Genomic DNA, 24,438 nt, shown 5'->3' with positions numbered 1-24,438 from the left:
ATTACCATAAAATATGAGCAATGCAGTAAAAAGGCCTATCCGCGTTTTAGTGGCTAAGGTTGGACTAGATGGCCATGATAGGGGAGCAAAAGTAATCGCTACTTCTTTAAGGGATGCCGGCATGGAGGTTATTTATACCGGATTGCGCCAAACGCCTGAAATGGTGGTGAATACGGCCCTGCAAGAGGATGTTGACGCAATTGGGGTTTCTATTTTATCGGGTGCGCACATGACCGTATTTCCAAAGATCGTAGAGATCATGAAACAGAAAAATGTAACTGATGTTTTGCTTACCGGCGGTGGGATTATACCCGAAAAAGATATGGATAAGTTGAAAGAAATTGGAGTGGGGGAGTTATTTGCTCCGGGAACAACAATGGAGACAATCGTTAATTATATTAAAAACTGGGTTGCTGAAAACAGAAATTTTTAGATTATGACTTATCAAAATATTCTATCCGAACTGAAAGAACAGATTTTATATGTAACCATTAACAGGGAACATAAATTAAATGCTTTAAATAAAGAAACACTTGCTGAACTGGCTGATGTGATTGCTGTTGCTTCACAACAGGATGAGGTAAGGGGGGTTCTTTTAACTGGAGCTGGAGAAAAAGCTTTTGTAGCCGGGGCCGATATTTCGGAGTTCTCTGATTATAATGGCGAACAAGGCGAAGAGCTGGCTAGAAAGGGACAGGAGCTGGTTTTTAATGCAATAGAAAAATGTCCTAAACCTGTTGTTGCGGCTATTAATGGTTTTGCGCTTGGTGGTGGATTAGAATTGGCGATGGCCTGTCATATTCGTGTTGGTGCAGATCACGCAAAATTGGGTCTGCCGGAAACCTCGCTGGGTTTGATTCCAGGATACGGAGGTACACAAAGGTTGACACAAATTGTAGGCAAAGGAAAGGCTATTGAAATGATTGCAACAGCTGATATGATCTCTGCAGAGGATGCAGAAAAAATCGGATTGTTAAATTATGTGGTTCCTCAATCAGAACTTATAGCGAAAGCAGAAAGCATCTTAAATCGGATCAAATTACGAGCGCCTTTAGCAATTGCAGCTGCAATAAAATCTGTCAATTCTGCATTTGATGTTGAAGCGAATGGATTTGAAATCGAAATAAAGGAATTTGGATTGTGCTTTAACACCGAAGATTTTAAAGAAGGTACGCGGGCTTTTTTAGAAAAAAGAAAGCCGGTTTTTCAAGGTAAATAGTTGATTTTTACGATTTAACTTGCTTTTTTGTCTTTTATTTCTCCATTTTATGATCTGGGTTGGGGGAATACTTACATAAAAAGTGTAGAAAATATTTCCCATAACAAAAAAAACCACATATATTTATCTCAGTATTATTCAATAAATACCTATGAGAAAAATATTAATTGTTGACGACGAAATAAATATTGGGATACTATTATCTAAATTTTTAACGCGCAATTCGTTTAGTGTATCAACTGCTACAAGCGGTGTTTCAGCGATGGAATATCTGTCCAAAGAGTATTACGATTTAGTTTTATGTGATTACCGTCTGGAAGATACCGATGGTAAGGAGATGCTTATTAAAATCAAAGAAAAGTACCCTAGAACAGGGGTAATCATTATAACTGGTTATTCAGATATCAAGTTAGCCGTTGAGTTGATCAAGCTTGGCGCTTATGATTACATCACAAAACCACTGTACCCTGATGAGATTTTGAATACAATCAATAAATCCATTGAGACTCAGATGGCGCTTAATGCAGATCCTTTACCTGAAGTTTCTGAAACACCAAAACAAAGATTTCAAAGGCAGATTTACAGCCAAACAGATAATTTTGTAGCTGGACAAAGTAGTGCCTCAAAGCATTTGTTAAAACAGATTCAATTGGTAGCCCCCACCTCCTATAGCGTAATTTTAACTGGAGAGAGTGGCACCGGGAAGGAATCTGTTGCTAAAGCCATTCACTTAAACAGTCCGAGGCGCGATAACCCATTTGTGGCTATGGACTGCGGTTCTTTAACCAAAGAGCTAGCTGGGAGTGAGTTTTTTGGACACGAAAAGGGTTCATTTACAGGGGCTCTGTACACTAAAATCGGTCATTTTGAAATGGCTAATGGTGGAACACTTTTTCTGGATGAGGTAGGAAATCTTTCTTATGATATTCAGGCGGCCTTGTTGAGGACCGTTCAGGAGCGGAAAATCAAGCGCATCGGCAGTACTAAAGAAATTGATCTTGATGTGCGGATTATTGTTGCAACGAATGAGAACCTGGCAAATGCCATTCAAAAAGGCAAGTTCAGAGAAGATTTATATCATCGCTTTAACGAGTTTTCGATCGATCTTCCTCCACTAAGTCAGCGTGGAAGAGATATTCTAATCTTTGCTAATACATTTTTGGAAGTTGCCAATCAAGAACTTAGCCGGAATGTGCTGGGCTTTTCACAAGAGGTTGAAGATTGCTTTTTAACTTATAACTGGCCAGGTAATGTAAGGGAGTTGAAAAATGTAATCAGAAGGGCGACCTTGTTAACTGAATCTCAGGAAATTCAGCTGAAGGCATTGCCCTTAGAGATTTCGACCTATGCAAAGGCTAACGCCATTGAAACAACCATGTCGCGCACAGAGCGTCCAAGGGACTTAAAAAATGCGGCATTAGAGGCAGAATATGAGGCTATTTTAAAAGTGCTGCGGGAAGTTAATTTTAACAAAACTAAAGCGGCTAAAATTCTAAACATAGACAGAAAAACACTTTACAATAAAATGAGGGCCATTAACCTGGATAAATAAAGCGAATAATTATGTCAATTTTCAACTATAAGCAACGGAATAATATCAATCTGGTTATTATCATAGCATTAGGTTGTTTAATTGCGTATTCTTTGCAGGGGATTTTTGGCTCCATTTTAAGCACACTGGTCTTGTTTACCATTTTACGACCTGCATTTATGTATCTGGTGGATGTTAAGCATTGGAATAAGAGTTTCTCTGCTGTGCTATTGCTGGCAATGTCAGTTATTGTGCTCATTCTTCCATTTTATGCCCTTAGTGCCATGGTGATTAAAAAAATCGCCGAGCTGCAAAGTGATCCTGCGTATTTTAAAGGTCTTCTGTTTAAGCTCCAACATTTGGTGCCGGTAGGAGAGAATATGGAAAGGCTAATTGGAGAAGGTTTAAAGAAGGTCGGCACTTGGGCTGCTGACTTGTTTCCCTCGCTCATCTCAGGTGCATTTAATATTGTACTAGGGCTGTTGCTGATGTATTTTTTACTGTACTTTATGTTAGTAGAAAGAGAGCGATTTGAAAGTGCATTGATAAAATATGCACCCTTTAGGGCGCAAAATGCGCAAAGGTTTGCCGAGGAGATGCGTAACACGACTTATGCAAATGTGTTGGGACAGGGCTTTATTGCAATGGTTCAGGGTAGTTTGTTAGGTCTGTCTTTTTATTTGTTGGGTTATTCTGATCCTGTATTTTGGGGGGTAATAACTACTTTTATCTCTTTTGTGCCTGTATTGGGGCCGCCTATCATTTTTGTTCCTGCCGCATTAATACAGATTGCCAATGGCAATGATTTTGGTGGCTGGGCAATGTTGGTATTCGGTTTTCTGGTGATTATTAACATCGATAACGTGCTGAGGTTCATCATTGCGAAAAAAGTTGGAAATATTCATCCCATTATAACTGTAATTGGCGTAGTTATTGGTGTACCCTTATTCGGAATACTCGGGCTGGTTTATGGCCCACTATTGTTATCATATTTTATCCTATTGATTAAAATATACGAAACAAGCTCAATGGCTTCGGAAAGGTTGGAAAGAATTAAAACAATTTCTGAACACGAAGGGTTGTAATACTGGTGTTTCGGAGAATAAATATATCGTTAACCGTTAAAATTTAAATGTTATGAATGATAATTCAAAAGTGTTAGTTGGATTGTTGGTTGGATTAGCTGCCGGCACCGCACTGGGTTTGCTATTTGCTCCGGAGAAGGGTAGTGAAACCCGAGATAGATTAAGTCAATCGTTAAAGGATCTTGGAGATTCTATTAAAGATAAGGCCGCAGATGAGATCAATAACCTTAGTAATTTGAAAGATAAGGTCGTTAGCTCTGTTAAAAGCAAACTACGTCAGTCTGAGGACGAATTTGTTGATGACGATTTGGAACACGCTTAAAAACTTGCAAAAACCACATCATAATGCAGGAAAATAAAGAAAAGAGTATTGAAGGCTTGTTTGACGATGCCAAAGATTATATAGATACCCGGATAGAGTACACCAGGTTGTATCTGGTAGAAAAGGTGGCGAAGATATTTGCCGATCTGGTAACGAACGCTGCCGTGATCATTTGCTTTATTTTAGCCTTTTTGTTTGGTACGCTTACTTTGGCCCTCTTTTTATCAGATGTATTAGGTAGTTATGCCCGTGGTTTTGGCTGCGTAGCTGCTCTCTATTTGCTACTGGCGCTTATTGTGTATTTTACTAAAGAGAAATATATCGAAAAGGCAATAATTAACTTTACCATCAGGAATTATTTTAATAAACTGGCAGACAAGGATGAAGAAGAAGATCAGAAAATATAATATCAACAACCTTGATGACCTGCATGTTATGGTTTCTACTTTAAAGGCCGAACATGAGCTTAAAGGTGATTTATTGCTTAAGGATACCAAAGGATACCTTAACCAATTTACTTTAGGTGGATTGATTAAGCGATATGCTACGCCCTCAGCTTTCCTTAAGATTGATGATAAGCTAAACATCAGCAGCAGCATTATGTCTATGGTATTGCCTTTTTTAATGAATACAACTTTATTTAGGGGCTCTGGATTTTTAACTAAAACATTGGTTGGCCTGGCTTCAAACAAAGTAGGGAAAACATTGGATGCGGAGCATTTATCTGCCATTTTCAATTCCGTTAAATCCTGGTTCACAGGGACTAAAAAGAAAGACGAAAAGACGCCACAATATGTGGATTACGGGATTCCACCCGATAGTGAGACTTATTAGTTAAGCACTCCCGGTATTGTTATAAATCAAGAAAGCCAGACATCTCGTCTGGCTTTCTTGGTTTTAACCTTAATCTTATGCTAAACTGTTGATTTTATTTTTAATTCATTCAATTGCTTATCGTCAATTGTAGAAGGGCTATCAATCATTACGTCTCTTCCTGAGTTGTTTTTAGGGAAGGCAATTACATCCCGGATACTATCCAGACCTGCGAAAATAGAGCACAACCTGTCAAATCCAAAGGCAATACCACCATGTGGCGGAGCACCAAACTCAAAAGCATCCATTAAGAACCCAAATTGTTTTTGTGCTTCTTCTGGAGAGAACCCTAAGTGTTTAAACATTAAGGCTTGAAGTGTTCTGTCATGGATCCGGATTGAGCCACCACCGATTTCAGTACCGTTTACCACCATATCGTAAGCATTGGCTCTCACATTTTTCGGATCGGTATCTAATAAGGCGATATCTTCCGGTTTTGGTGAAGTAAAAGGATGGTGCATAGCATGGAAACGCTCTGATTCCTCATCCCACTCTAATAGCGGGAAATCAAGCACCCAAAGGGCACTGAATTTATTTTTATCACGTAAACCTAAACGAGTACCCATCTCCAGACGTAGCTCGCTCAACTGCTTGCGTACTTTATCTGTATTTCCTGCCATTAGAAGCGCTAAGTCGCCAGGTTGGGTGTTTAGGGCTGCCGACCACTTTTTAAGCTCATCTTCGCTGTAAAATTTGTCTACAGAAGATTTTAATGAGCCGTCTTCATTGTGTCGCATATAAATTAGACCTGTAGCACCAATTTGCGGACGTTTAATGAAGTCAGTTAGTTCGTCAACCTGCTTGCGTGTATAGCTCGCACAACCAGTAGCATTGATCCCAATTACCAGCTCTGCATTGTCAAATACAGGGAAATCTTTCCCTTTAACCAGCTCAGTTAGCTCTACAAACTGCATCTCGAAACGAGTATCAGGTTTGTCAGAACCATACAAACGCATGGCGTCAGCATATTGCATTCTTGGAACTTCTGGCAAATCAAAGTCTTTCAGGTCTTTGAATAAAGTACGGATCAACCCTTCAAAAGTATTTAATATATCTTCTTGCTCAATAAACGACATTTCGCAGTCAATCTGCGTAAATTCTGGTTGTCTATCCGCACGTAAATCTTCATCTCTGAAACATTTTACAATTTGGAAATACCTGTCGAACCCAGAAACCATTAGCAATTGCTTAAAGGTTTGAGGCGATTGAGGTAAAGCGTAAAACTCACCCGCATTCATTCTGCTTGGTACAACAAAATCTCTTGCGCCTTCTGGTGTAGATTTGATCAAGACAGGGGTTTCTACTTCAATAAAATCTAAGCCATCTAAATAACGACGAACAGCCTGTGCCATTTTATGACGTAAAATCATGTTATTACGGACAGGGTTTCTACGCAAGTCTAAATAACGGTATTTCATACGTAAATCATCACCACCGTCAGTTTCATCATCAATCATGAACGGAGGCAACTTTGCCGCGTTTAATACCTCGAGTGCAGTGATTTTTATTTCCACTTCACCTGTTGGCATTTTAAGATTTTTGTTAGAACGCTCTACTACTTGTCCGATTGCTTTGATTACAAATTCACGGCCCAAATTACGGGCAGCTTCGCACAAATCACGATTGTCATCCATATTGAAAACCAATTGAGTAATGCCGTATCTGTCGCGAATGTCTATGAAAGTCATTCCTCCTAAATCTCTTGATTTCTGAACCCAGCCACACAGGGTTACATTTTCGCCCAGGTTCTTAATGGTTAAAGCGCCGCAAGTAGTTGTTCTTAACATTATTATTAAAGTATTAAGCGGCAAAAATATTCATTTTGAACCACATATTTCAAACCGGAATGATTTTACTTGTTATATTCAAGAATTTTTAAATAAAGATGCAACGTTTCTGAATTTGCATTGTCATATATAACGAATAGCAAAATATTGGAAATCGCATACATAGATAAGCACATCGCTCTTGTAGATCAATGCAGGAAGGGAGACCGTAAGGCACAATTTGAAATTTACAAATTGTATGCTAAGGCTATGTACAATGTGGCGTATAGGATTGTGAATTTTGACGAAGAAGCTGAGGATATTTTGCAGGAAGCTTTTTTAGATGTTTTTACAAGGATTGACAGCTTTAGAGGTGAAACAACATTTGGTTTATGGTTAAAGCAAATTGTAATCAATAAATCCATCAATCAGCTGAGAAAAAGGAAAGTGGATTTTGTAAATATTGATGATGTGGAGGTTGCGGAGGAGGAGGAACCGGATTTATATAGTTTGGAGCTAAAGGCAGAAGAAATCAGGCAAGCTATTATGGGGCTTCCTGACAGATATCGGGTAGTGTTGAGTTTGTACCTGCTTGAGGGGTACGACCATAGTGAGATTGCTCACGTATTAAAGATTTCTGAAGGAACATCACGCTCACAATTTATGCGGGCTAAACTAAAATTGAATGATTTTTTGATAAAGGGAGGGGTAAAAGATGAAAAATATTGAGGATTACATAAGAAAAAATAAGGCAGATTTCGATGTTGAAATACCATCAGATAAACTTTGGGGAAGAATCGACGCTGGGTTGAATCAGCAAAAAATAAATAGCAACAGAAAGTTTCCGTTTTGGTTAAGCATAGCTGCATCTGTCCTATTGGTTGTAGGGGGAGTATGTTTATTCAAGTTTTATGTTAGAAATGACCGATCTGAACTTTCGGCGATAAATTCAGGATACAAAAAAGAGGAAATGAAGTTTGCCAGCTTGATTGAGGAAAAAAAGGACAGCTTGCTGATTTATGCAAAAGACAATCCTGATTTGTATAAAAAATTTAACGAAGATCTTAATGGATTGGATAAGGATTATGAACGGTTAAAAAATGAATTGCGGCATAGTCCAGATCGAAGATTGGTAGTTAAGGCGATGGCCCAAAATCTGGAAACGCAATTACAGATTGTCAGCCAGCAATTATCCGTGATTAGTCAGGTTGATAATTATAGAAGGGAAAATCAAATATGAAAGGGTTAAGGGGAATAATTAGCATTATCATTTGTCTCGTTGGATCTATTGGAAGTCAGTGTATTTATGCTGCTGAGACAAAAGAGGCTCCATACACTAGGACTGGTTCGCCAGTAGGATGCGAAATTGATGAGCAGGATCCTGGGGTAAGTAAAATCAGTAAGACCTTTGCTGTAAATGCCTCTGATAAAGTTATTTTAGATAACCAGTATGGCACATTAAACGTTAGAACATGGAATAAGAATGAGGTTCGGCTTGATGTGATTGTGTATGGGAGTCCTGAATTGGATGCTCGGAGATTATCAGAGTTTGTTACTGTAAATGCCATTAAAAATGAGGGCGTAGTAATTTTAGATACAAAACTCTCTGGGAGTAAACGGCTAAATGGAAAGAAAATCAGGGTAGAATTTATGGTCTATATGCCTGAGACAAATAATTTGAAGCTATTACATCAATACGGAAATGTAAGTATAGGTGATTTTACAGGTTCAGTTGTTGCAGGAGTACAATACGGAAATTTCTCGGCAGGAGATCTGAAAAATAGTAATAATGATCTTTCCATCAGTTATGGGAGCACGACGATTAAAAGTATCAACAAAGCGAAAATCTCGCAGGAATATGGAAATGGTTTAACGATAGGAAGCGTTGGGACATTGTCTCTTAATTCGTCTTATGCGGCTGTAAAGATCAATACGATCCTAGAAAAAGCCAATATTTCACTAGAATATGGCGCGGGGCTAGTTATTGGCGCAGTTGGCCAATTGACGCTGGACGCTGCCTATGCCAATGTTCGAATCGGGACAATTAAGAATTATGCTAAAATTTCGCATCAATACAGCGACCTCAACATAGGTGTAGCCAATGGGGTAAATTTAAATGCACAATACAGCAATGTAAAGCTAGGGCGTTTAAATGGCGATGCTAAGCTGAGTATCCAATACAATAGTTTAAATATTGATGATGTAAGTGTCGATTGTCAGTCCTTAATTGTTGACTGTGCTTATGTAAAAACCAACATTAAATTTAACAGTAATTATAACGGTAGTTTAGATGCGTCTACCAGCAATTCATCGCTTAATTACGGGGCGGGAATTTCAGTGAGAGTTGAAGGCGATAAACAGAATAAACGATATAAGGGTAAGATAGGCGTCGGTGGCAATGCGAAAGTAAATCTCGTTTCCAGCTACGGATCCGCCGTTGTCAATTGAAAAATTAGCACGCACAACTCAATGGCTTTTTGATTTATCAACAAGCTTTTTTATATCTTAGCGGCTATAAAATTACCATATGGAACTTTTAAGCAGCCCAGAGGCCTGGATCTCACTTTTAACCCTAACCGTTCTTGAGATCGTTTTGGGGATAGATAACATTATCTTTATCTCTATTTTGTCCGGTAAACTACCTGCACACCAGCAAAAAAAAGGACGTCAGGTTGGTTTGGCTTTAGCAATGATTACTCGCGTTTTATTGCTTTTGTCCCTAACATGGGTAATGAGCTTAACTGCACCATTGTTTAATCTTGGTTCGCTGATTAACATTACCGATTCAGAATGGCTTGGTAAATTGGCTATATCTGGTCGCGATCTAATCCTGATTATCGGCGGATTGTTCTTAATCTATAAAAGTACGCACGAGATCCACGATAAGTTGGAGAGTGAAGAAGAAAAGGAAATCAAGGGAAAAGTATATTCTTTTTCTGGTGTGATTATCCAGATCTTACTGTTAGATATTGTTTTCTCTTTAGATTCTGTAATTACTGCTGTAGGTATGGCAGAGCACGTAGAAATTATGATCGCTGCGGTGGTTATCGCTGTAATTATTATGATGATATCCGCAAGTGCCATTAGCAATTTTGTGAATAACCACCCTACGGTAAAAATGTTGGCTTTATCCTTCCTGTTGCTAATTGGAGTTTCATTATTGGCCGAAGGATTTGACCAGCACATACCAAAAGGATACATTTACTTTGCGATGGCCTTCTCTATTTTAGTAGAAATGCTGAATTTGAAGATGAAGAAAAATGCGAAGAAGCCAGTTGCGCTTCGTAATGTCCCAAATGAAAACGAAAATAAAGCCTAATTTTTCTGCATGATTTCTTTTTTTGAGGCCTCACTGGCCGAATTATCTATACACCGTATCGGAAATAAATCCGAAGATGAGTTTTACGTATTGTCTGAAAAATCAATTGCGATCAGAGACATTACACTGAGCAATTTACTACAGCAGTACTTTTTAAGCCCTTATGAAAAGGTAAATGAGGTATACCGTTTTATTCATCCCAACGGTGATTTAAACCTGAATGAAACCTATCATTTCGCTACAGAGATATTTGCAAATGGCGAAACGTTTCATGAGAATAGTAAACAGCTGGCTAAGTACCTTTACGACGTGTCAGGGCACCCAAAAATTAAATCTGGGGAGCTTTATGTGGCCTATTTTGAGAATGTACAAATAGAAGGAGAGCTTCACGATGCGATCGGAATCTTTAAATCTGAAACGAAAGAAAGCTATTTAAAAGTTTTTCCTGAGCAAGATGGCTTCGGTTTAAGTTATGAGCAGGAAGCAATAAATATCAATAAACTGGACAAAGGTTGTTTGATTTTTAATACGGATAAAGAAGAAGGATTTAAAGTTGCTGTAATTGACCAAAGAAGTGCAGAAGCGGTATACTGGAAGGATGAGTTTTTGAAGCTTAAAATCAGAAATGATAGTTATAATCAAACCGCAGGTGTTTTAGGGGTATATAAAAACTTTGTAACCGAGAAGCTAGACCAGGAATTTGATATTTCAAAGGCTGATAAAATAGATCTGCTTAACAAATCGATGAAATACTTCAAAGAAAAGGAAAGCTTTGACATCGAGGAATTTTCTAATGAAGTGATTGGCAATGCGGAGGGCATAGAATCCTTTAAAACCTATAAGAAGAATTTTGAAGAGGAGTTTGATCAGCCTATTCCGGACAGTTTTGATATTTCGGGTGCTGCGGTGAAAAAACAGGCCCGCGCTTATAAAAGCGTATTAAAGCTGGATAAGAACTTCCATATTTATATTCATGGTGACAAAGAACTAATCGAAAAAGGTTTTGATGACGATAAATCCATGAATTATTATAAGGTTTTCTTTAAAGATGAAGAATAAGGGAGTACTGGATTTGTTTCAGATTAAGCATTATAATGCTAATTTTTAAATAAATCCTGCTTAATTTTTCGATACTGTAAAAAATGTTTGAATTATTCTAACATTTTTACGGATATGCTTTGCTCATAGTTAGAAATAAATGGTAGATTTATTTTTTAAGTCAAACGTTTAAACCAAATATGAGCCAAGAACCACAACAAAGCAGTATTTTTAAAGTTATAGGCGCCTCCTCCCTGGGGACGCTGATTGAATGGTATGATTTCTACATTTTCGGAAGTTTAGCCACCATTATTGGATCACAATTGTTCCCCGCAGATGCCGGGGCTTCTGCCTTAATTAACACATTAGCCATTTTTGCAGCCGGTTTTATCGTGCGCCCTTTTGGAGCATTGGTATTCGGTCGCCTTGGCGATTTGATTGGCAGAAAATATACCTTCTTATTAACCCTTGTGTTGATGGGCGGTTCGACCTTTCTCATCGGATTGATTCCTTCCTATTCAAGCATTGGTTATGCAGCACCTATATTGGTGTTAATATTACGCCTGATACAAGGCTTAGCCCTGGGTGGCGAATATGGCGGAGCGGCAACTTATGTTGCTGAACATGCGCCAGCAAACAAGAGGGGTTTTTTTACCAGTTGGATTCAAACTACCGCTACGGGAGGATTATTTCTTTCTCTGGGAATCATTGTGGTGACCAAAAACCTGGTGGGTGCAGAAAGTTTTGCTGAGTGGGGCTGGAGAATACCATTCCTATTGTCTATCCTATTGGTTGGTGTTTCTATCTATATCAGGATGAAGATGCATGAGTCGCCAATGTTTACCAAGTTAAAATCAGAAGGTAAAGTATCTAAAAACCCATTAAAAGAGAGTTTTAATAACAAAACGAATTTTAAAATGGTACTGCTTGCCCTGTTTGGCGCTACAATGGGACAAGGAGTGATTTGGTATACAGGACAGTTTTATGCACAATCATTTATAGAAAACACCTGTCATGTTGATTTTAATGATTCGAGATACATTCTTTTGTGGGGTATTGCCTTTGCGACTCCTTTCTTTGTGATCTTTGGATCCTGGAGTGATAAAGTAGGTCGCAAGTGGATTATGCTAGCAGGAATGCTCTTAGGTGTAATATTTTATAGACCGATCTATCAGATCTTTCTGGATGATACCGATGTTTCAAAGATTGAGCAAAAGGATATCAAAGAGGTTTCTAACCCTGTAGTTACCCGGACTGCCGTTGTGGGAACAACAGACAGTTTGATTACCACCAGTTCGATGGTCACCTTATTGGATGGAACTTCATTTAACAAGATACAATCGCATACTAAGTTCGCGGATGTAAGTAAGCCTGCCGTAGAATTACCGGATGCTTATAAAGATAAAAAACTATCAACGCCTATTTTCTGGAAGTTTGTGTTGTTGATTTTCTTCCAGATATTACTGGTTACGATGGTTTATGGGCCAATAGCTGCCTTTTTGGTCGAGCTGTTTCCTACCAAGATCAGATACACATCCATGTCTTTACCTTATCACGTTGGTAATGGTGTTTTTGGAGGCTTGGTGCCGTTTATTGCTACACTTATTGTCAGTTTCCAGGGAGCTACGCCTTTGTCGGGCTTATGGTATCCAATAGGGATAGCGGCTTTGAGCTTAGTTATAGGAACAGTGTATTTATCTAATAAAAAGCCAGATCACAACGAGGGCGAATCAGAAAACCATTAAAACATTTAGATCATGAACGCAATAAAAAAAGCATTAGGAGTAGTTTGGATCATATTGGGTCCTGCGTCTATCATATTTATGTTTATGCAAGCCATAGAGAAAGTAGGCTTAGCCGAAGAAGGTGTGCATAGAACAAATACAGCATTGCAATGGGGGATTATCCTCTTCATTTTTATCCCAATCAGTGCCGGTCTAGTCATATTTGGCTATTATGCGCTGAAAGGAGAGTATGATAAATTGCCGGAAGAATAACGGGGCTTTATAATTATAAAAAAAAAGAGGGTGATAACACCCTCTTTTTTTATTTTAAAGTACTCTCAGTAATAGTCCTTTTAGGTATTCTCCTTCGGAGAAGGAAATTCTTACCGGGTGATCTTCAGGTTGGCTAAATTGCTTAATGATCTGAACTTCCCGGCCTGCATCTAACGCGGCCCAAGCGATAATCTGTTTAAAAGTTTCCAGATCTACAGCTCCTGAACAAGAATAAGTAGCCAATATGCCGCCTTTTTTTAGCAGGAGCATGCCCAATCTGTTTAAGTCTTTGTAAGCCCTTGCAGCGCGATCTAAAGCCGATCTGGAAGGTGCATATTTAGGGGGATCTAATACCAGTACATCGAAAGTTTTGCCTTCCTCCTTAAAAACACGGAGTTGTTTGTTTACATCTGACTGGATGCTGCTTTGTTTATCCTCGCTAAAGCCATTAAGCTCAAGGTTATGTTTTAAGGTTTCAATAGCTAATGCAGAGCTATCTACACTGGTTACATGTGCAGCGCCGTATTTTAAGCTATTTAAAGTAAAACCGCCACTATAGCAAAAGCAATCCAGCACGGTTTTGTCCTTCGTGTAAGCTGCAAGGATTTGCCTATTGTCACGTTGGTCGCAATAGAATCCTGATTTTTGCCCATCAGCAATGTTGATGTGGTATAGGACGCCATTTTCTTTTACTTCAATAAATTCAGGAGGTGCTTCTCCCCAAATTAGTCCTTGTGCAGGCTCCAGATTTTCATGTTTACGGGCACCAGCGTCGCTTTTATCAAATATCCCTTTAGGGTTTAACTCTTGTCTTAATATATCAACGATATCTTCTTGTATGGTCTCAATTCCTGCACTCGATACCTGCAGGGATAGGAAATCACCATACTTATCAATGATAAGGCCGGGTAAAAAATCAGCTTCGCTAAATACCAATCTGCAGGTGTTAGTGTCTGCACTTAATACATGGGCGCGAGCGTCAATAGCCGCTTTTATTTTTCGTTGATACCAACTTTTGTCTATGGTGATGCTTTCATCCCATTCTAATAAGCGGAGGGCTACCCTTGATTGATCGTTGTAATAAGCATAAGCAAGAAATTCTTTTTCTGCCGATCTTACGATGACCACCTCACCATTTTCAGGCATTCCTTTAATTTTGTCAATCGCACCGGAGAAAATCCAGGGATGGCGCAGCACAGCAGCTTTTTCTTTGCCTTTTTTAAGTATTACATCGATCATCATGGGGCAAAGATAAAAAAAACAATGTGGCTAGTTGATTAATTCACAAGGATCATATCATTGAATAAATTGTAAATTCACGGCATGGAAGAAATAACCTGGAATGACTTCGAGAAAGTCGAATTGTGTGCAGGGACAATTTTAGAGGTCTTGGATTATCCGGAAGCTAGAAAACCTGCCTATAAAGTAAAAGTAGATTTTGGAGAATTGGGTATCAAAATGAGCTCTGCCCAGATTACAGCGCTGTATACGAAAGAAGAGTTAGTTGGTCAACAGATTGTTGGGGTGGTTAATTTTCCCAAAAAACAGATTGGTAAATTTATGTCGGAGTTCCTGGTTACAGGATTTGCGGATGAAAGCGGGAATATTGTATTAACCACCTTAAATAGGAAAGTTCCTAATGGGAGTAAAATGATATAATACTATCTTTGGGGCATGAGCTTTTATAATTTTTCAGAAGAAGATAATCCTGCCGCGGAAGATGAGCATTTTATGCGTATGGCCTTACAGGAAGCACAAAAAGCTTACGAGGCTGAAGAGATCCCAATAGGGGCAATTGTGGTCTGTAAAGGCCGCATAGTGGGCCGTGGACATAATTTAACTGAGCAGTTGAATGATGTAACTGCGCATGCGGAAATGCAGGCGTTTACGGCAGCATCGCAAACCCTTGGGGGTAAATATCTAAAGGATTGTACTTTATACGTTACGATTGAGCCTTGTGTGATGTGTGCTGGTGCAAGTTACTGGACGCAGATTGGTAAAGTGGTATATGGTGCCTCAGAACCTAAAAGAGGTTTTACAACCAAAGACGCGAGTTTGTTACACCCAAAAACAGTCTTGAGAAGTGGTGTTTTAGCACAAGAATGTGGCGCCTTGATGAAAAAGTTTTTCGAAAATAAAAGAGGCTAAACTTGACAAAGTATTGAACAAAACTTAACCCTCGATTGTTATATTTGCTGTTGAAGACGGCAATTATTGAGTCGTTGGCAAAAATTAAATAATTATTTAAACTTAAATCATAATAGTATGGCTTTTGAATTACCTGCGTTACCATACGCAACAGATGCATTAGAACCGCATATCGATAAATTAACTATGGAAATCCACCATGGTAAACACCACCAAGCTTACGTTACTAACCTAAATAAAGCTTTAGAAGGCAAGCCAGAAGCGACTCAAAGTATCGAAGAAATTGTTAAAAACATCTCTAAGTTTCCTGCTGCAGTAAGAAACAACGGTGGAGGTCATTATAACCACTCTTTGTTTTGGGAAGTTATAGGTCCAAATAAAGGTGGAGAGCCTAAAGGTGATTTAGCTGATGCAATTAATGCTGCATTTGGTTCATTCGCTGATTTTAAGACTAAATTTGCTGAAGCTGGTGCAACTCGTTTTGGTTCAGGATGGGCTTGGTTAAGCGTAGGTGCTGATAAAAAATTAGTAGTTTCATCTACTCCTAATCAGGATAATCCTTTAATGGATATCGCTGAAGTAAAAGGTACTCCAATTTTAGGAATGGATGTTTGGGAACATGCTTACTACCTGCATTATCAAAACAGACGTCCTGATTACATTGCTGCTTTCTGGAATGTAGTGAACTGGGATGCTGTAGCTGAACGTTTCAAAAAAGCTTAATTTTCTTCCTGTTTTATAGCAGGATCAATCATATAAAGAGGCCCGGATGTTTTTGCATCCGGGCCTCTTGTTATTTTTTGCTTATGTTTTTCTCATTATAGTCATTAAATGCAACAATAATGGCTTCAGCTTCTTTAGGCTTAAAAGCCGTTTTCATTGCCATGGCAACCATCCTGGCAGCAAGGCCTTTTTTTACCATAATGGGCTCGTTCCCATAGGTGCCATTTTTATATTTCTGCAATACTTCAGGGGTATCTTCAAAATACTTTTGAAGATCGGCGTCGAACGCATTTTTTGGTTTGCCTGTATTGTCTTTAATCGCAAGGATCTTAAATCCTCTTATAAGCTCGTTTGTCTTAAGCCTTCTTTTTTCAGCAATGTCGGCAGGGGTGGTCATCATATATACCTCCACTTCTTCAGGATAAGAATAAAAACGATAAGAATTGATCCGGCCTGCAGATAAACGCTCCATCATATGATCATTTGAACCAAGACTTTTTAGCTGAAGATTCTCTGCATCTACAAAATGGATTTTTTCAAAGGCACGCGATCCTGCCTGGTAAAATTTCATGTCATCCACTTTATACTTTTTTGGCTTTACGTCAGGGTTGCCGATAATCGCCACAGAGTCTTTTAGAAAAATAAAACGTTGATTGAACCAAGGGGCATCATCGTATATGAGGATTGAGCCGCTTACACGGGTTCCGTCGTTAAGGATTGCATAACCAGGCTGATAGTTCTCCTGAGCCTTACTTACAGAAAATGTCAATAATAGTAGTAAAACTATCCAGTAATTTACATGCTTTTTCATAGCGCTAATTTGAGTTAAGAAATTTAGGCTAAGCTATAGAATTTATACCAGTTATTAATAACGTGTAAAACTCCGCCGGTATTTTGTGTCGAGCTGTTTTGTGGACTATTATATGCCTACTATATCCTTTTTCTTTTTCTGCTTCATCGTTTTTGGGATAACCGCCAGAATCTCATCCTTTAACGCATTTAACATTCTTTTCTTAATGAAATTCTTGTGCGTTGCAAGGCTGATTTCCCTTACAGGCTCCGGTGATTTAAAATGCCTCACCTTGCTCAGTTGCCTACTGTTTAGTTCCTCTAAGGCCAGCTCAGGCAGCAAGGTCGCACCATTATTCATGTCTACCATCCTGATCAGCGTTTCTACACTACCGGTGTTGTAAGTTAGTCCCTGAAGTCTATTTTGACTGGTCGAACGACAGATATTTAATACCTGAGATCGCATACAATGCCCCTCATTAAGCAGCCAGATGTTTTCATCTTCCAGGTCTTCCGAGTCAATAGTCTTCTTTTTATACAGCTTACTGTTTTTGCTGATGTAGGTGACAAAGTTTTCATAGTACAGCGGTAATTCGGCTATATTGTTGTCACCAAGCGGTGTAGCGAGAATTCCGCAGTCCAGCACACCAGTTTTTAAATGGTGTATGATGTCTTCAGTGGTATACTCCCAGATCAATAATTTCAAGTCGGGGTATTTCGCCATCATTGCCGAAATTACCCGGGGTAAAAGGTAAGGCGCAACAGTAGGGATAATGCCAACTTTGAGTTCGCCACTAACCTCTTGTTGTTGGTTGTTGATGATCTCCTTAATTTTTTGGCTTTCTTGCAAGACTAGTCTTGCTTGTTCAATAATCTGAGAGCCGATTTCTGTTGGAACAACTGGTTGTTTACTGCGGTCGAAGATCTTGACATTTAGCATTTCTTCGAGCTTTTGAACCTGCATACTCAGCGTAGGTTGGGTCACAAAGCATTTCTCGGCAGCGCCTACAAAACTTCTGTAAGTGTCTACCGCAACAATATATTCCAGTTGAACTAAGGTCATATAGCTAAAGTTTATTTTTCTTTAGCAAAGATATCAATTTTAGCTATGCTTCTCCAGGAAATCCTGATAAGCTAGCTTAATGCCCTCTTCCAGAGCTACTTTGTGTTTCCATCCTAAGGCATGTAGCTTGGATACATCCATTAACTTACGTGGTGTGCCGTCAGGTTTGCTGCTGTCAAAAGTTAGCTCACCTTCAAATCCTATAATATCTTTAATCAATATAGCCAGATCCTTTATGGTTAGGTCTTCCCCAGTACCTATATTTAAAAATCCAGCTTCGTTATAATTTTGCATTAAGAAATAACATGCATCTGCCAGATCATCAGCGAATAAGAATTCTCGCATAGGCGTGCCAGATCCCCAGATGTTAACTTCGGCATGTTGATTCACTTTTGCTTCATGAAACTTGCGAATCAGCGCAGGCAACACATGAGAATTTTGAGGATGGTAATTGTCATTGTAGCCATACAAGTTGGTTGGCATTACAGAAATGAAATTGCAATTGTATTGGGCACGATATGCATCGGCCATTTTAATCCCGGCAATTTTAGCAATGGCGTAAGGCTCATTGGTTTCTTCAAGTAGGCCAGTAAGCAAGTATTCTTCCTTTAGTGGCTGAGGCGCTAGTTTTGGGTAGATACAGCTTGAGCCCAGGAACATTAGTTTTTTAACCCCGTTAGTATAAGCCTGATGGATTACATTATTTTGGATACATAGGTTTTCGTAAAGAAAATCGGCACGGTAAGTATTGTTGGCAATGATGCCGCCAACTTTCGCTGCCGCCAAAAATACATACTCAGGCTGTTCAGTAGCAAAGAAATCAGTAACTGATTGCTGATTGCGCAAATCAAGCTCTGCTGATGTTCTGGTGATTAGGTTGCTGTAGCCTTCTTTTTGTAATTTACGGTAAATCGCAGAGCCAACCATTCCCCGGTGTCCTGCAACGTATATTTTTGCGTTTTTTTCCACGTATCTTATAATGAGGTCACAAAAGTACGAAAAGCCACCATGAATATGTAAAATCCTGAAATAAATTAAGGTTTACGGGAGGGATAAAATAACTATTTGCCTAAGTTTGTATAAAAATCAAAATAGTGGGTAAAGATAAATTAAGAAAGTTTGCGGAAATAGACACCTTCCCAAATGTTTATCAGTTGGATGCTGGAAAAGAATTAAAGGGTAAATGGGCATCGCAACATTTTAAAAATGATCATCCAGTAGTGCTTGAGTTGGCATGCGGTAAAGGCGAATATGCCGTTAGTATGGCAAAGTTCTTTCCGGAAAAAAACTTTATTGGAGTTGATTTAAAAGGCAATAGAATCTGGCGAGGTGCGCGCACAGGGATGGATGAAGGAATTGCTAACCTGGCTTTTTTAAGAATCCAGATTGAAGATATCATGGAGTTTTTCGGTGAAAATGAGATCGATGAGATTTGGATCACTTTCCCAGACCCACAACCTCAAGATAGCCGTGAAAAGAAACGCTTAACCTTTCCAGGATTTTTAGATAAATACAAAACCTTCTTGAAACCGGGTGGTAAAATAAATTTAAAAACGGATAACGATGGCTTGTACCTTTATACAGTAGAAAAGGTAGAAGAGCTTGGTTTAAAATGTCATAAAAAAACGGATCAACTGTATAAATCAGAGTTTTATGATGAGGTACTTTCTATTAAAACACATTACGAACGCATCTATTTAAAGCACGATAAAAGCATTAATTATATACAATTCTCTTTGGAGTAACCGCAAAACAAGAAATGGAACAATCATTTTACGACCAGGTTTTTGAGTTGGTAAGACTAATCCCTAAGGGGAGAGTAACCTCTTATGGTGCTATCGCCAAAAGCTTGGGCGCAGGTGGTTCTGCACGTATGGTGGGTTATGCCATGAGCAATGCCTCACTTGCACATCCCCCTATTCCAGCGCATAGAGTTGTAAATAGCTCCGGGCTGTTGACTGGGAAGTTCCACTTTGAAACACCAGATCTAATGCAGGAACTGTTGGAGAAGGAAGGGGTTATGGTAAAAGGCGATAAAATACAGAACTTTAAAAAGCATTTCTGGGATCCGTTACAAGAATTATAGTATGGAAAAACAAGTAGAAAGATGTGGATGGTGTGGAACCGATCCTATGTATGTTAAATATCATGATGAGGAATGGGGTAAACCTGTTTATGATGATCAAACTATGTTCGAATTCTTAATTCTAGAGGGCGCTCAAGCAGGTTTAAGCTGGATCACTATTTTGAAAAGAAGAGAAGGGTACAAAAAGGCTTTTGCCAATTTTGATGTGCATAAGGTTGCTGCATTTACCGAGACCGATGAAGAACGCTTGATGAATGACCCTGGGATCATTAGAAATAAGCTAAAAGTAAAGGCTGCCATCACCAATGCCAAGCTATTTATAGCAATACAGAAAGAATTTGGCTCGTTTTCTGATTATATATGGGGATTTATACCCGGTAAGCGACCGATCATGAATAAAGTGGTTACCTTAAAGGATGTTCCTGCCAGAACGGAAATATCCGATGCCATTAGTAAAGACATGAAAAAGCGGGGCTTCAAGTTTTTTGGCACCACGATTTGCTATGCGCATATGCAGGCAACAGGGATGGTGAATGACCATATAGAAACCTGTATCAGCAGATAATTTATTTGTGCATTTCGTTGTAAGCCGCCACATAAGCCTTGATCAGTTTGGCGTCAAAGGTTTCTGTGGCCTTTATACGCTCGGCAAGATCTTCGTCATTGATCAGCTTTTGCAATAACACATTTTTAATTTGTTGGTTTTTACCTTCAGAATTTCCACCATTAACAGGAAGTTCTACCATGGGGCCTGTGCCAAAGCGCTCAATAAAATAGGCAGTAGGGGCAACTGCTCGAGGTTGGTCATCATCTCTGTTTCTACCGCCGCCAATGGTAATGCCTACACCGCCACCGAATCCGCCAAAACCACCGGTGCCACCACCAATACCTACGCTAGGTTGTATACGGCGTCTTTTTTCCTGAGGTTGCTCAGCGGCACCATTTCCTCCAATACTATATAGGTTCACAGCTCCTCGTTCTACAACCTTGAAAAAACGAAGTTCCATGCGTTTCTTGATAACAATAGGCTTGCTTACATAGGTTTCCCCATTCCATAAAAACTCTTTGATGTCCTTAGCCTTATATGGAGAAATGTTTCCATCATCATTTTTAAGCATAACAGTAGAGAAGTCTGTGCCTTGTATGGTTCCCCTAACAAAGTTTCCTTCCGAAATAACGATTATATCCTGTGCTTTTACCGCAGTTACAGTTATAGAAAGCATCAACAGCAAGGCGTATACTTTTATCCCTTTCATAATAATCAAATAACGGAAATTATTCTGTTTTTGTTGTGGTCCAAGGGAGTATTGTTACCTTTATCCGAGTAATTTTAAATAAAAAATATGAAACGACTTTTTCTTCTTGACGGTATGGCGCTGATTTACAGGGCACATTTTGCATTGAGTAAAAACCCCAGATTTACTTCAGCAGGAGTCAATACTTCGGCAGTAATGGGTTTTGCCAATACCTTAATGGAGATACTTAAAAAGGAAAACCCAACTCATATCGCCGTAGTTTTTGATACGGCGGCACCTACAGAAAGGCATACTGATTTTGAGGCTTATAAAGCACACCGCCAGTCGATGCCTGAGGATCTTTCGGCGGCATTACCTTATGTTTTTAAGTTAATAGAAGGGTTTAAGATCCCTGTAATTACAAAGGATGGCTATGAGGCTGATGATATCATCGGTACTTTGGCTAAAGAGGCAGAGCAAAAAGGTTTTCAAGTATTTTGTATGACCCCAGATAAGGATTTTGCCCAACTGGTGTCAGAAAATATCTTCATTTATAAGCCCGCACGTATGGGCAATGATATGGAGATACTGGGTGTAAAGGAAGTGTTGGAGAAATGGGAAATTGAAAACGTAGAACAAGTTATCGATATTTTGGGTCTCTGGGGAGATGCGGTTGATAATATCCCTGGCATCCCTGGCATCGGAGAAAAGACTGCAAAATCATTAATCAAACAATACGGTTCGGTAGAAAATATCATTGCACATTCACACGAATTAAAGGGTAAGCAACGCGAAAATGTAGAAACCTATGCAGAGCAGGGCCTATTGTCTAAAAAACTGGCGACAATTCTATTAAATGTTCCGGTTGAATTTGACGAAACAGCATTAGAGGTAGAGACGCCTAGCAGGGAATTGTTGGAACCTTTATTTGCGGAATTAGAATTTAGAACCATAGGGAAAAGAGTATTTGGTGATGACTTTAATAGAGGAGGCACCGTAGTAGTTTCTCAGCAAACAGACCTTTTCGGTAATGCGGTAGGTGAACCGGTAAGGAGTGTTCAGGTGGTTGTTAGCCCGCCGCCACCACCTTCACTAGAAATGGTGCCCCTTAAAACCATAGCAGATACCGAACATGATTATAAATTGGTAGATACAGCCGAGTCGCGCAAATCGTTAATTGAGCTTTTGCAGCAGCAGGAAAGGATCTCTTTTGATACGGAGACCACTGGAACAGATGCTAATCTGTCTGACTTAGTGGGGATGTCTTTTAGCATTAAACCTGGCGAAGGTTATTATGTGCCTGTGCCTGCAGATAAAGAAGAAACGCAACGGATTGTAGATGAGTTTAAACCTGTGTTTGAAAACGAGAATATCGTTAAAATAGGGCAGAACATTAAGTATGATATGTTGATGCTGAAATGGCATGGCGTTTCCATTAAGGGAGAGTTATTTGACACCATGTTGGCACATTATCTAATAGATCCAGATACCAGACACAATATGGATGTGTTGTCGGAGAATTATTTAAACTATTCGCCAATCTCTATCACTACCTTAATTGGTGCCAAGGGCAAAGGACAGGGCAATATGCGTGATGTTCCGGTAGAGCAAGTGGTAGATTATGCTGTCGAGGATGCTGATGTAACCTTACAGTTGGCTAATGTTTTTATGCCAATGCTAAAAGAGCTAAACGCTGAAAAATTAGCAACAGAAGTAGAAAATCCGTTGGTTTACGTACTTGCTGATATGGAAATAGAAGGGGTGAGGATTGATATGGATACGCTGATCAATTACTCTAAAGAGCTGGAATTGGATATTAGGAAGTTTGAACAGAATGTGTACGATAAATGTGGCATTAAGTTTAATCTGGCCTCACCAAAACAATTGGGTGAAGTGCTTTTTGATAAACTACAGCTTGATCCTAAAGCTAAAAAGACCAAAACTGGTCAATACCAAACAGGAGAGGATGTATTGTTGGCACTAGCACATAAAAGCGACATCGTTCAGGATATTTTAGATTTCCGTCAGTTACAAAAGTTAAAATCAACTTATGTTGATGCTTTGCCATTGTTGGTAAATCCTAGAACTGGTCGTGTACACACTAGTTTCAATCAGGCCGTTGCCGCAACAGGAAGGCTAAGTTCAAATAATCCTAACCTGCAAAACATTCCAATCCGTACAGAACGCGGTAGGGAAGTGCGGAAGGCATTTATTGCCAGAGATGAGAATCATATCCTACTTTCAGCGGATTATTCGCAAATAGAGCTTCGCATTATTGCAGAGATTAGTAAAGAAGAGAATATGTTGGAGGCCTTTAACAAAGGAATAGACATTCACACGGCAACCGCAGCTAAAGTGTATGGTATTGCTATCGAAGTAGTAGACTCAACACAGCGTCGTAACGCTAAGGCAGTAAACTTTGGAATCATATATGGGCAGTCTGCCTTTGGATTGTCACAGAACCTGGGGATACCAAGAAAAGAGGCTGCGGCAATTATAGATCAATATTTTACGCAATATCCGGGTATCAAAAGGTTCATGTCGGATACCATGAACTCTGCCCGTGAAAATGGGTATGTAGAGACAATTCTAGGCAGAAGAAGGTATTTACGTGATATCAATTCGGCGAATCAGACGGTTCGTGGTTTTGCAGAACGAAATGCCATAAATGCGCCGATTCAAGGCTCTGCTGCGGATATGATCAAGGTAGCGATGATAAATATCCATAAAGATATTCAGGAGCAAGGCTTACAGTCTAAAATGACCATGCAGGTACATGATGAGTTGGTGTTTGATGTGTTGAAGACAGAAGTCGAAGCTATGAAGAATATCATTTCACATCGAATGAAAACTGCAATTAAAACTACCGTGCCAATTGAAGTTGAGATTGGTGAAGGAGTGAACTGGTTAGCGGCGCATTAATACGGTCGTCATCCTGAATTTATTTCACTGTTGTCCGGATAAAATTTTGGGCTAGCTGTTAAGCTAGCCCATTGTTGATATATTTGAGTTACCACACTTAAAAACATCAACATGAGCAAAAGTATATTTTTTACCGGACAGCCCATACTAAATCAACTGTTAAATTTGCTGGATCGGGGCAAGATTAAATCCATTGCCCGTGCCGGTAAACACGATCACTACTATAAGCATTTTGACACTTATACCCATTTAATAACGATGCTATACTGCGCATTGAACAAATGCACAAGTAGCCGTGAAGTTGTAAGTGGAATGAAGGCCT

At 39.3% G+C, this 24,438-nt stretch carries 28 protein-coding genes; 22 read left to right on the top strand and 6 right to left on the bottom strand.

Annotation, left to right across the window (positions count from 1 at the left end):
* Positions 1-13 precede the first annotated feature (13 nt).
* The 7 genes from FBD94_RS18825 to FBD94_RS18795 all read left to right on the top strand — a co-directional run bounded on the left by FBD94_RS18825 (position 14) and on the right by FBD94_RS18795 (position 4,991).
* Entirely contained in the window at positions 14-433 is a 420-nt protein-coding gene (locus FBD94_RS18825; RefSeq protein ID WP_131612205.1) for a cobalamin B12-binding domain-containing protein, read from the top strand.
* Positions 434-436: 3 nt separating this feature from the next.
* Positions 437-1,219, top strand: a complete 783-nt coding sequence (locus FBD94_RS18820; RefSeq protein WP_136881357.1) for an enoyl-CoA hydratase/isomerase family protein — start codon at positions 437-439, stop codon at positions 1,217-1,219.
* A 151-nt stretch (positions 1,220-1,370) separates the two neighbouring features.
* Positions 1,371-2,771, top strand: a complete 1,401-nt coding sequence (locus tag FBD94_RS18815) for a sigma-54-dependent transcriptional regulator (protein WP_131612201.1) — start codon at positions 1,371-1,373, stop codon at positions 2,769-2,771.
* Between the two features lie 11 nt (positions 2,772-2,782).
* Positions 2,783-3,835 carry an AI-2E family transporter gene (locus tag FBD94_RS18810; protein WP_136881356.1) on the top strand — a complete coding sequence of 351 codons (1,053 nt, stop codon included), beginning with the start codon at positions 2,783-2,785 and terminating at the stop codon, positions 3,833-3,835.
* A 52-nt stretch (positions 3,836-3,887) separates the two neighbouring features.
* Complete coding sequence (locus FBD94_RS18805; RefSeq protein WP_090783244.1) at positions 3,888-4,157, top strand: YtxH domain-containing protein; 270 nt, start codon at positions 3,888-3,890, stop codon at positions 4,155-4,157.
* 23 nt (positions 4,158-4,180) lie between these two features.
* Positions 4,181-4,564: a phage holin family protein gene (locus FBD94_RS18800; RefSeq protein WP_131612196.1), complete on the top strand. Its 384-nt coding sequence runs from the start codon at positions 4,181-4,183 to the stop codon at positions 4,562-4,564.
* Positions 4,539-4,991, top strand: coding sequence for a hypothetical protein (locus FBD94_RS18795; protein WP_131612194.1), 453 nt, complete (start codon positions 4,539-4,541; stop codon positions 4,989-4,991). Before FBD94_RS18800 ends, FBD94_RS18795 begins: the two co-directional genes overlap by 26 nt.
* Positions 4,992-5,071: 80 nt before the next feature.
* Here the strand turns inward: FBD94_RS18795 and aspS are convergent, their stop codons facing one another.
* On the bottom strand, positions 5,072-6,817 hold the full coding sequence (gene aspS / locus FBD94_RS18790) for an aspartate--tRNA ligase (RefSeq protein ID WP_131612192.1): 1,746 nt from the start codon (positions 6,815-6,817) through the stop codon (positions 5,072-5,074).
* A gap of 147 nt (positions 6,818-6,964) precedes the next feature.
* Here aspS and FBD94_RS18785 point away from each other — a divergent pair, with 147 nt between their 5' ends.
* The 7 genes from FBD94_RS18785 (at position 6,965) to FBD94_RS18755 (ending at position 13,150) form a co-directional block, all read left to right on the top strand.
* Positions 6,965-7,525, top strand: a complete 561-nt coding sequence (locus FBD94_RS18785) for an RNA polymerase sigma factor (protein ID WP_131612190.1) — start codon at positions 6,965-6,967, stop codon at positions 7,523-7,525.
* Positions 7,512-8,036, top strand: a complete 525-nt coding sequence (locus tag FBD94_RS18780; protein ID WP_136881355.1) for a hypothetical protein — start codon at positions 7,512-7,514, stop codon at positions 8,034-8,036. The genes FBD94_RS18785 and FBD94_RS18780 overlap by 14 nt, the downstream gene beginning before the upstream one ends.
* Complete coding sequence (locus FBD94_RS18775) at positions 8,033-9,244, top strand: hypothetical protein (protein ID WP_136881354.1); 1,212 nt, start codon at positions 8,033-8,035, stop codon at positions 9,242-9,244. The genes FBD94_RS18780 and FBD94_RS18775 overlap by 4 nt, the downstream gene beginning before the upstream one ends.
* A 79-nt stretch (positions 9,245-9,323) precedes the next feature.
* A complete protein-coding gene (locus tag FBD94_RS18770) occupies positions 9,324-10,115 on the top strand; it encodes a TerC family protein (RefSeq protein ID WP_131612183.1) in 792 nt (263 codons plus the stop codon).
* 9 nt (positions 10,116-10,124) lie between these two features.
* Complete coding sequence (locus FBD94_RS18765; RefSeq protein WP_131612181.1) at positions 10,125-11,174, top strand: nucleoid-associated protein; 1,050 nt, start codon at positions 10,125-10,127, stop codon at positions 11,172-11,174.
* 179 nt (positions 11,175-11,353) lie between these two features.
* Positions 11,354-12,898 carry an MFS transporter gene (locus tag FBD94_RS18760; RefSeq protein WP_131612179.1) on the top strand — a complete coding sequence of 515 codons (1,545 nt, stop codon included), beginning with the start codon at positions 11,354-11,356 and terminating at the stop codon, positions 12,896-12,898.
* Positions 12,899-12,910: 12 nt separating this feature from the next.
* A complete protein-coding gene (locus tag FBD94_RS18755; protein WP_131612177.1) occupies positions 12,911-13,150 on the top strand; it encodes a DUF6814 family protein in 240 nt (79 codons plus the stop codon).
* Between the two features lie 54 nt (positions 13,151-13,204).
* On the opposite strand, the gene FBD94_RS18750 is transcribed toward FBD94_RS18755, so the two are convergent.
* Positions 13,205-14,389, bottom strand: coding sequence for a class I SAM-dependent rRNA methyltransferase (locus tag FBD94_RS18750; protein ID WP_136881477.1), 1,185 nt, complete (start codon positions 14,387-14,389; stop codon positions 13,205-13,207).
* A gap of 84 nt (positions 14,390-14,473) precedes the next feature.
* Between FBD94_RS18750 and FBD94_RS18745 the strand changes: the two genes are divergently transcribed.
* The 3 genes from FBD94_RS18745 (at position 14,474) to FBD94_RS18735 (ending at position 16,021) form a co-directional block, all read left to right on the top strand.
* Complete coding sequence (locus FBD94_RS18745) at positions 14,474-14,809, top strand: tRNA-binding protein (protein WP_136881353.1); 336 nt, start codon at positions 14,474-14,476, stop codon at positions 14,807-14,809.
* A gap of 15 nt (positions 14,810-14,824) precedes the next feature.
* Entirely contained in the window at positions 14,825-15,298 is a 474-nt protein-coding gene (locus tag FBD94_RS18740; RefSeq protein ID WP_131607862.1) for a nucleoside deaminase, read from the top strand.
* A 117-nt stretch (positions 15,299-15,415) separates the two neighbouring features.
* Entirely contained in the window at positions 15,416-16,021 is a 606-nt protein-coding gene (locus FBD94_RS18735; protein ID WP_136881352.1) for a superoxide dismutase, read from the top strand.
* A gap of 70 nt (positions 16,022-16,091) precedes the next feature.
* On the opposite strand, the gene FBD94_RS18730 is transcribed toward FBD94_RS18735, so the two are convergent.
* From FBD94_RS18730 to fcl, 3 genes are all read right to left on the bottom strand, one after another.
* Entirely contained in the window at positions 16,092-16,832 is a 741-nt protein-coding gene (locus FBD94_RS18730; protein ID WP_136881351.1) for a hypothetical protein, read from the bottom strand.
* Between the two features lie 108 nt (positions 16,833-16,940).
* Complete coding sequence (locus FBD94_RS18725; protein ID WP_131607865.1) at positions 16,941-17,873, bottom strand: hydrogen peroxide-inducible genes activator; 933 nt, start codon at positions 17,871-17,873, stop codon at positions 16,941-16,943.
* Positions 17,874-17,912: 39 nt separating this feature from the next.
* Positions 17,913-18,854, bottom strand: a complete 942-nt coding sequence (fcl, locus tag FBD94_RS18720) for a GDP-L-fucose synthase (RefSeq protein ID WP_225874671.1) — start codon at positions 18,852-18,854, stop codon at positions 17,913-17,915.
* Positions 18,855-18,967: 113 nt separating this feature from the next.
* Here fcl and trmB point away from each other — a divergent pair, with 113 nt between their 5' ends.
* The 3 genes from trmB to FBD94_RS18705 are packed head-to-tail and all read left to right on the top strand — an operon-like array spanning position 18,968 to position 20,524.
* Entirely contained in the window at positions 18,968-19,618 is a 651-nt protein-coding gene (gene trmB / locus FBD94_RS18715) for a tRNA (guanosine(46)-N7)-methyltransferase TrmB (protein ID WP_131607867.1), read from the top strand.
* Between the two features lie 14 nt (positions 19,619-19,632).
* Entirely contained in the window at positions 19,633-19,959 is a 327-nt protein-coding gene (locus FBD94_RS18710; protein ID WP_131607868.1) for an MGMT family protein, read from the top strand.
* A gap of 1 nt (position 19,960) precedes the next feature.
* A complete protein-coding gene (locus tag FBD94_RS18705) occupies positions 19,961-20,524 on the top strand; it encodes a DNA-3-methyladenine glycosylase I (RefSeq protein ID WP_136881350.1) in 564 nt (187 codons plus the stop codon).
* Between the two features lies 1 nt (position 20,525).
* Here the strand turns inward: FBD94_RS18705 and FBD94_RS18700 are convergent, their stop codons facing one another.
* A complete protein-coding gene (locus FBD94_RS18700) occupies positions 20,526-21,215 on the bottom strand; it encodes a hypothetical protein (protein WP_136881349.1) in 690 nt (229 codons plus the stop codon).
* An 87-nt stretch (positions 21,216-21,302) separates the two neighbouring features.
* Between FBD94_RS18700 and polA the strand changes: the two genes are divergently transcribed.
* Both polA and FBD94_RS18690 read left to right on the top strand, forming a co-directional pair.
* Positions 21,303-24,116 (top strand): DNA polymerase I, encoded by a 2,814-nt coding sequence (gene polA / locus FBD94_RS18695; protein ID WP_136881348.1) that lies wholly within the window; start codon positions 21,303-21,305, stop codon positions 24,114-24,116.
* A gap of 111 nt (positions 24,117-24,227) precedes the next feature.
* Positions 24,228-24,438 (top strand): DUF4372 domain-containing protein (locus FBD94_RS18690; RefSeq protein ID WP_131612943.1); only part of this gene is annotated, 211 nt, incomplete at its 3' end.

This window comes from Pedobacter hiemivivus (assembly GCF_005144565.1).
GTDB lineage: Bacteria > Bacteroidota > Bacteroidia > Sphingobacteriales > Sphingobacteriaceae > Pedobacter > Pedobacter hiemivivus.
The sequence above is the reverse complement of the archived record's forward strand: the minus strand, read 5'-3'. Positions and strand labels throughout refer to the sequence as shown.

Bases quoted from the DNA above. Each gene is read 5' to 3' on its own strand.
- FBD94_RS18825 (WP_131612205.1), top strand. From the start codon at position 14: ATGAGCAATGCAGTAAAAAGGCCTATCCGCGTTTTAGTGGCTAAGGTT.
- FBD94_RS18820 (WP_136881357.1), top strand. From the start codon at position 437: ATGACTTATCAAAATATTCTATCCGAACTGAAAGAACAGATTTTATAT.
- FBD94_RS18815 (WP_131612201.1), top strand. From the start codon at position 1,371: ATGAGAAAAATATTAATTGTTGACGACGAAATAAATATTGGGATACTA.
- FBD94_RS18810 (WP_136881356.1), top strand. From the start codon at position 2,783: ATGTCAATTTTCAACTATAAGCAACGGAATAATATCAATCTGGTTATT.
- FBD94_RS18805 (WP_090783244.1), top strand. From the start codon at position 3,888: ATGAATGATAATTCAAAAGTGTTAGTTGGATTGTTGGTTGGATTAGCT.
- FBD94_RS18800 (WP_131612196.1), top strand. From the start codon at position 4,181: ATGCAGGAAAATAAAGAAAAGAGTATTGAAGGCTTGTTTGACGATGCC.
- FBD94_RS18795 (WP_131612194.1), top strand. From the start codon at position 4,539: ATGAAGAAGAAGATCAGAAAATATAATATCAACAACCTTGATGACCTG.
- aspS (WP_131612192.1), bottom strand. From the start codon at position 6,817: ATGTTAAGAACAACTACTTGCGGCGCTTTAACCATTAAGAACCTGGGC.
- FBD94_RS18780 (WP_136881355.1), top strand. From the start codon at position 7,512: ATGAAAAATATTGAGGATTACATAAGAAAAAATAAGGCAGATTTCGAT.
- FBD94_RS18775 (WP_136881354.1), top strand. From the start codon at position 8,033: ATGAAAGGGTTAAGGGGAATAATTAGCATTATCATTTGTCTCGTTGGA.
- FBD94_RS18770 (WP_131612183.1), top strand. From the start codon at position 9,324: ATGGAACTTTTAAGCAGCCCAGAGGCCTGGATCTCACTTTTAACCCTA.
- FBD94_RS18765 (WP_131612181.1), top strand. From the start codon at position 10,125: ATGATTTCTTTTTTTGAGGCCTCACTGGCCGAATTATCTATACACCGT.
- FBD94_RS18760 (WP_131612179.1), top strand. From the start codon at position 11,354: ATGAGCCAAGAACCACAACAAAGCAGTATTTTTAAAGTTATAGGCGCC.
- FBD94_RS18755 (WP_131612177.1), top strand. From the start codon at position 12,911: ATGAACGCAATAAAAAAAGCATTAGGAGTAGTTTGGATCATATTGGGT.
- FBD94_RS18750 (WP_136881477.1), bottom strand. From the start codon at position 14,389: ATGATCGATGTAATACTTAAAAAAGGCAAAGAAAAAGCTGCTGTGCTG.
- FBD94_RS18745 (WP_136881353.1), top strand. From the start codon at position 14,474: ATGGAAGAAATAACCTGGAATGACTTCGAGAAAGTCGAATTGTGTGCA.
- FBD94_RS18740 (WP_131607862.1), top strand. From the start codon at position 14,825: ATGAGCTTTTATAATTTTTCAGAAGAAGATAATCCTGCCGCGGAAGAT.
- FBD94_RS18735 (WP_136881352.1), top strand. From the start codon at position 15,416: ATGGCTTTTGAATTACCTGCGTTACCATACGCAACAGATGCATTAGAA.
- FBD94_RS18730 (WP_136881351.1), bottom strand. From the start codon at position 16,832: ATGAAAAAGCATGTAAATTACTGGATAGTTTTACTACTATTATTGACA.
- FBD94_RS18725 (WP_131607865.1), bottom strand. From the start codon at position 17,873: ATGACCTTAGTTCAACTGGAATATATTGTTGCGGTAGACACTTACAGA.
- FBD94_RS18710 (WP_131607868.1), top strand. From the start codon at position 19,633: ATGGAACAATCATTTTACGACCAGGTTTTTGAGTTGGTAAGACTAATC.
- FBD94_RS18705 (WP_136881350.1), top strand. From the start codon at position 19,961: ATGGAAAAACAAGTAGAAAGATGTGGATGGTGTGGAACCGATCCTATG.
- FBD94_RS18700 (WP_136881349.1), bottom strand. From the start codon at position 21,215: ATGAAAGGGATAAAAGTATACGCCTTGCTGTTGATGCTTTCTATAACT.
- polA (WP_136881348.1), top strand. From the start codon at position 21,303: ATGAAACGACTTTTTCTTCTTGACGGTATGGCGCTGATTTACAGGGCA.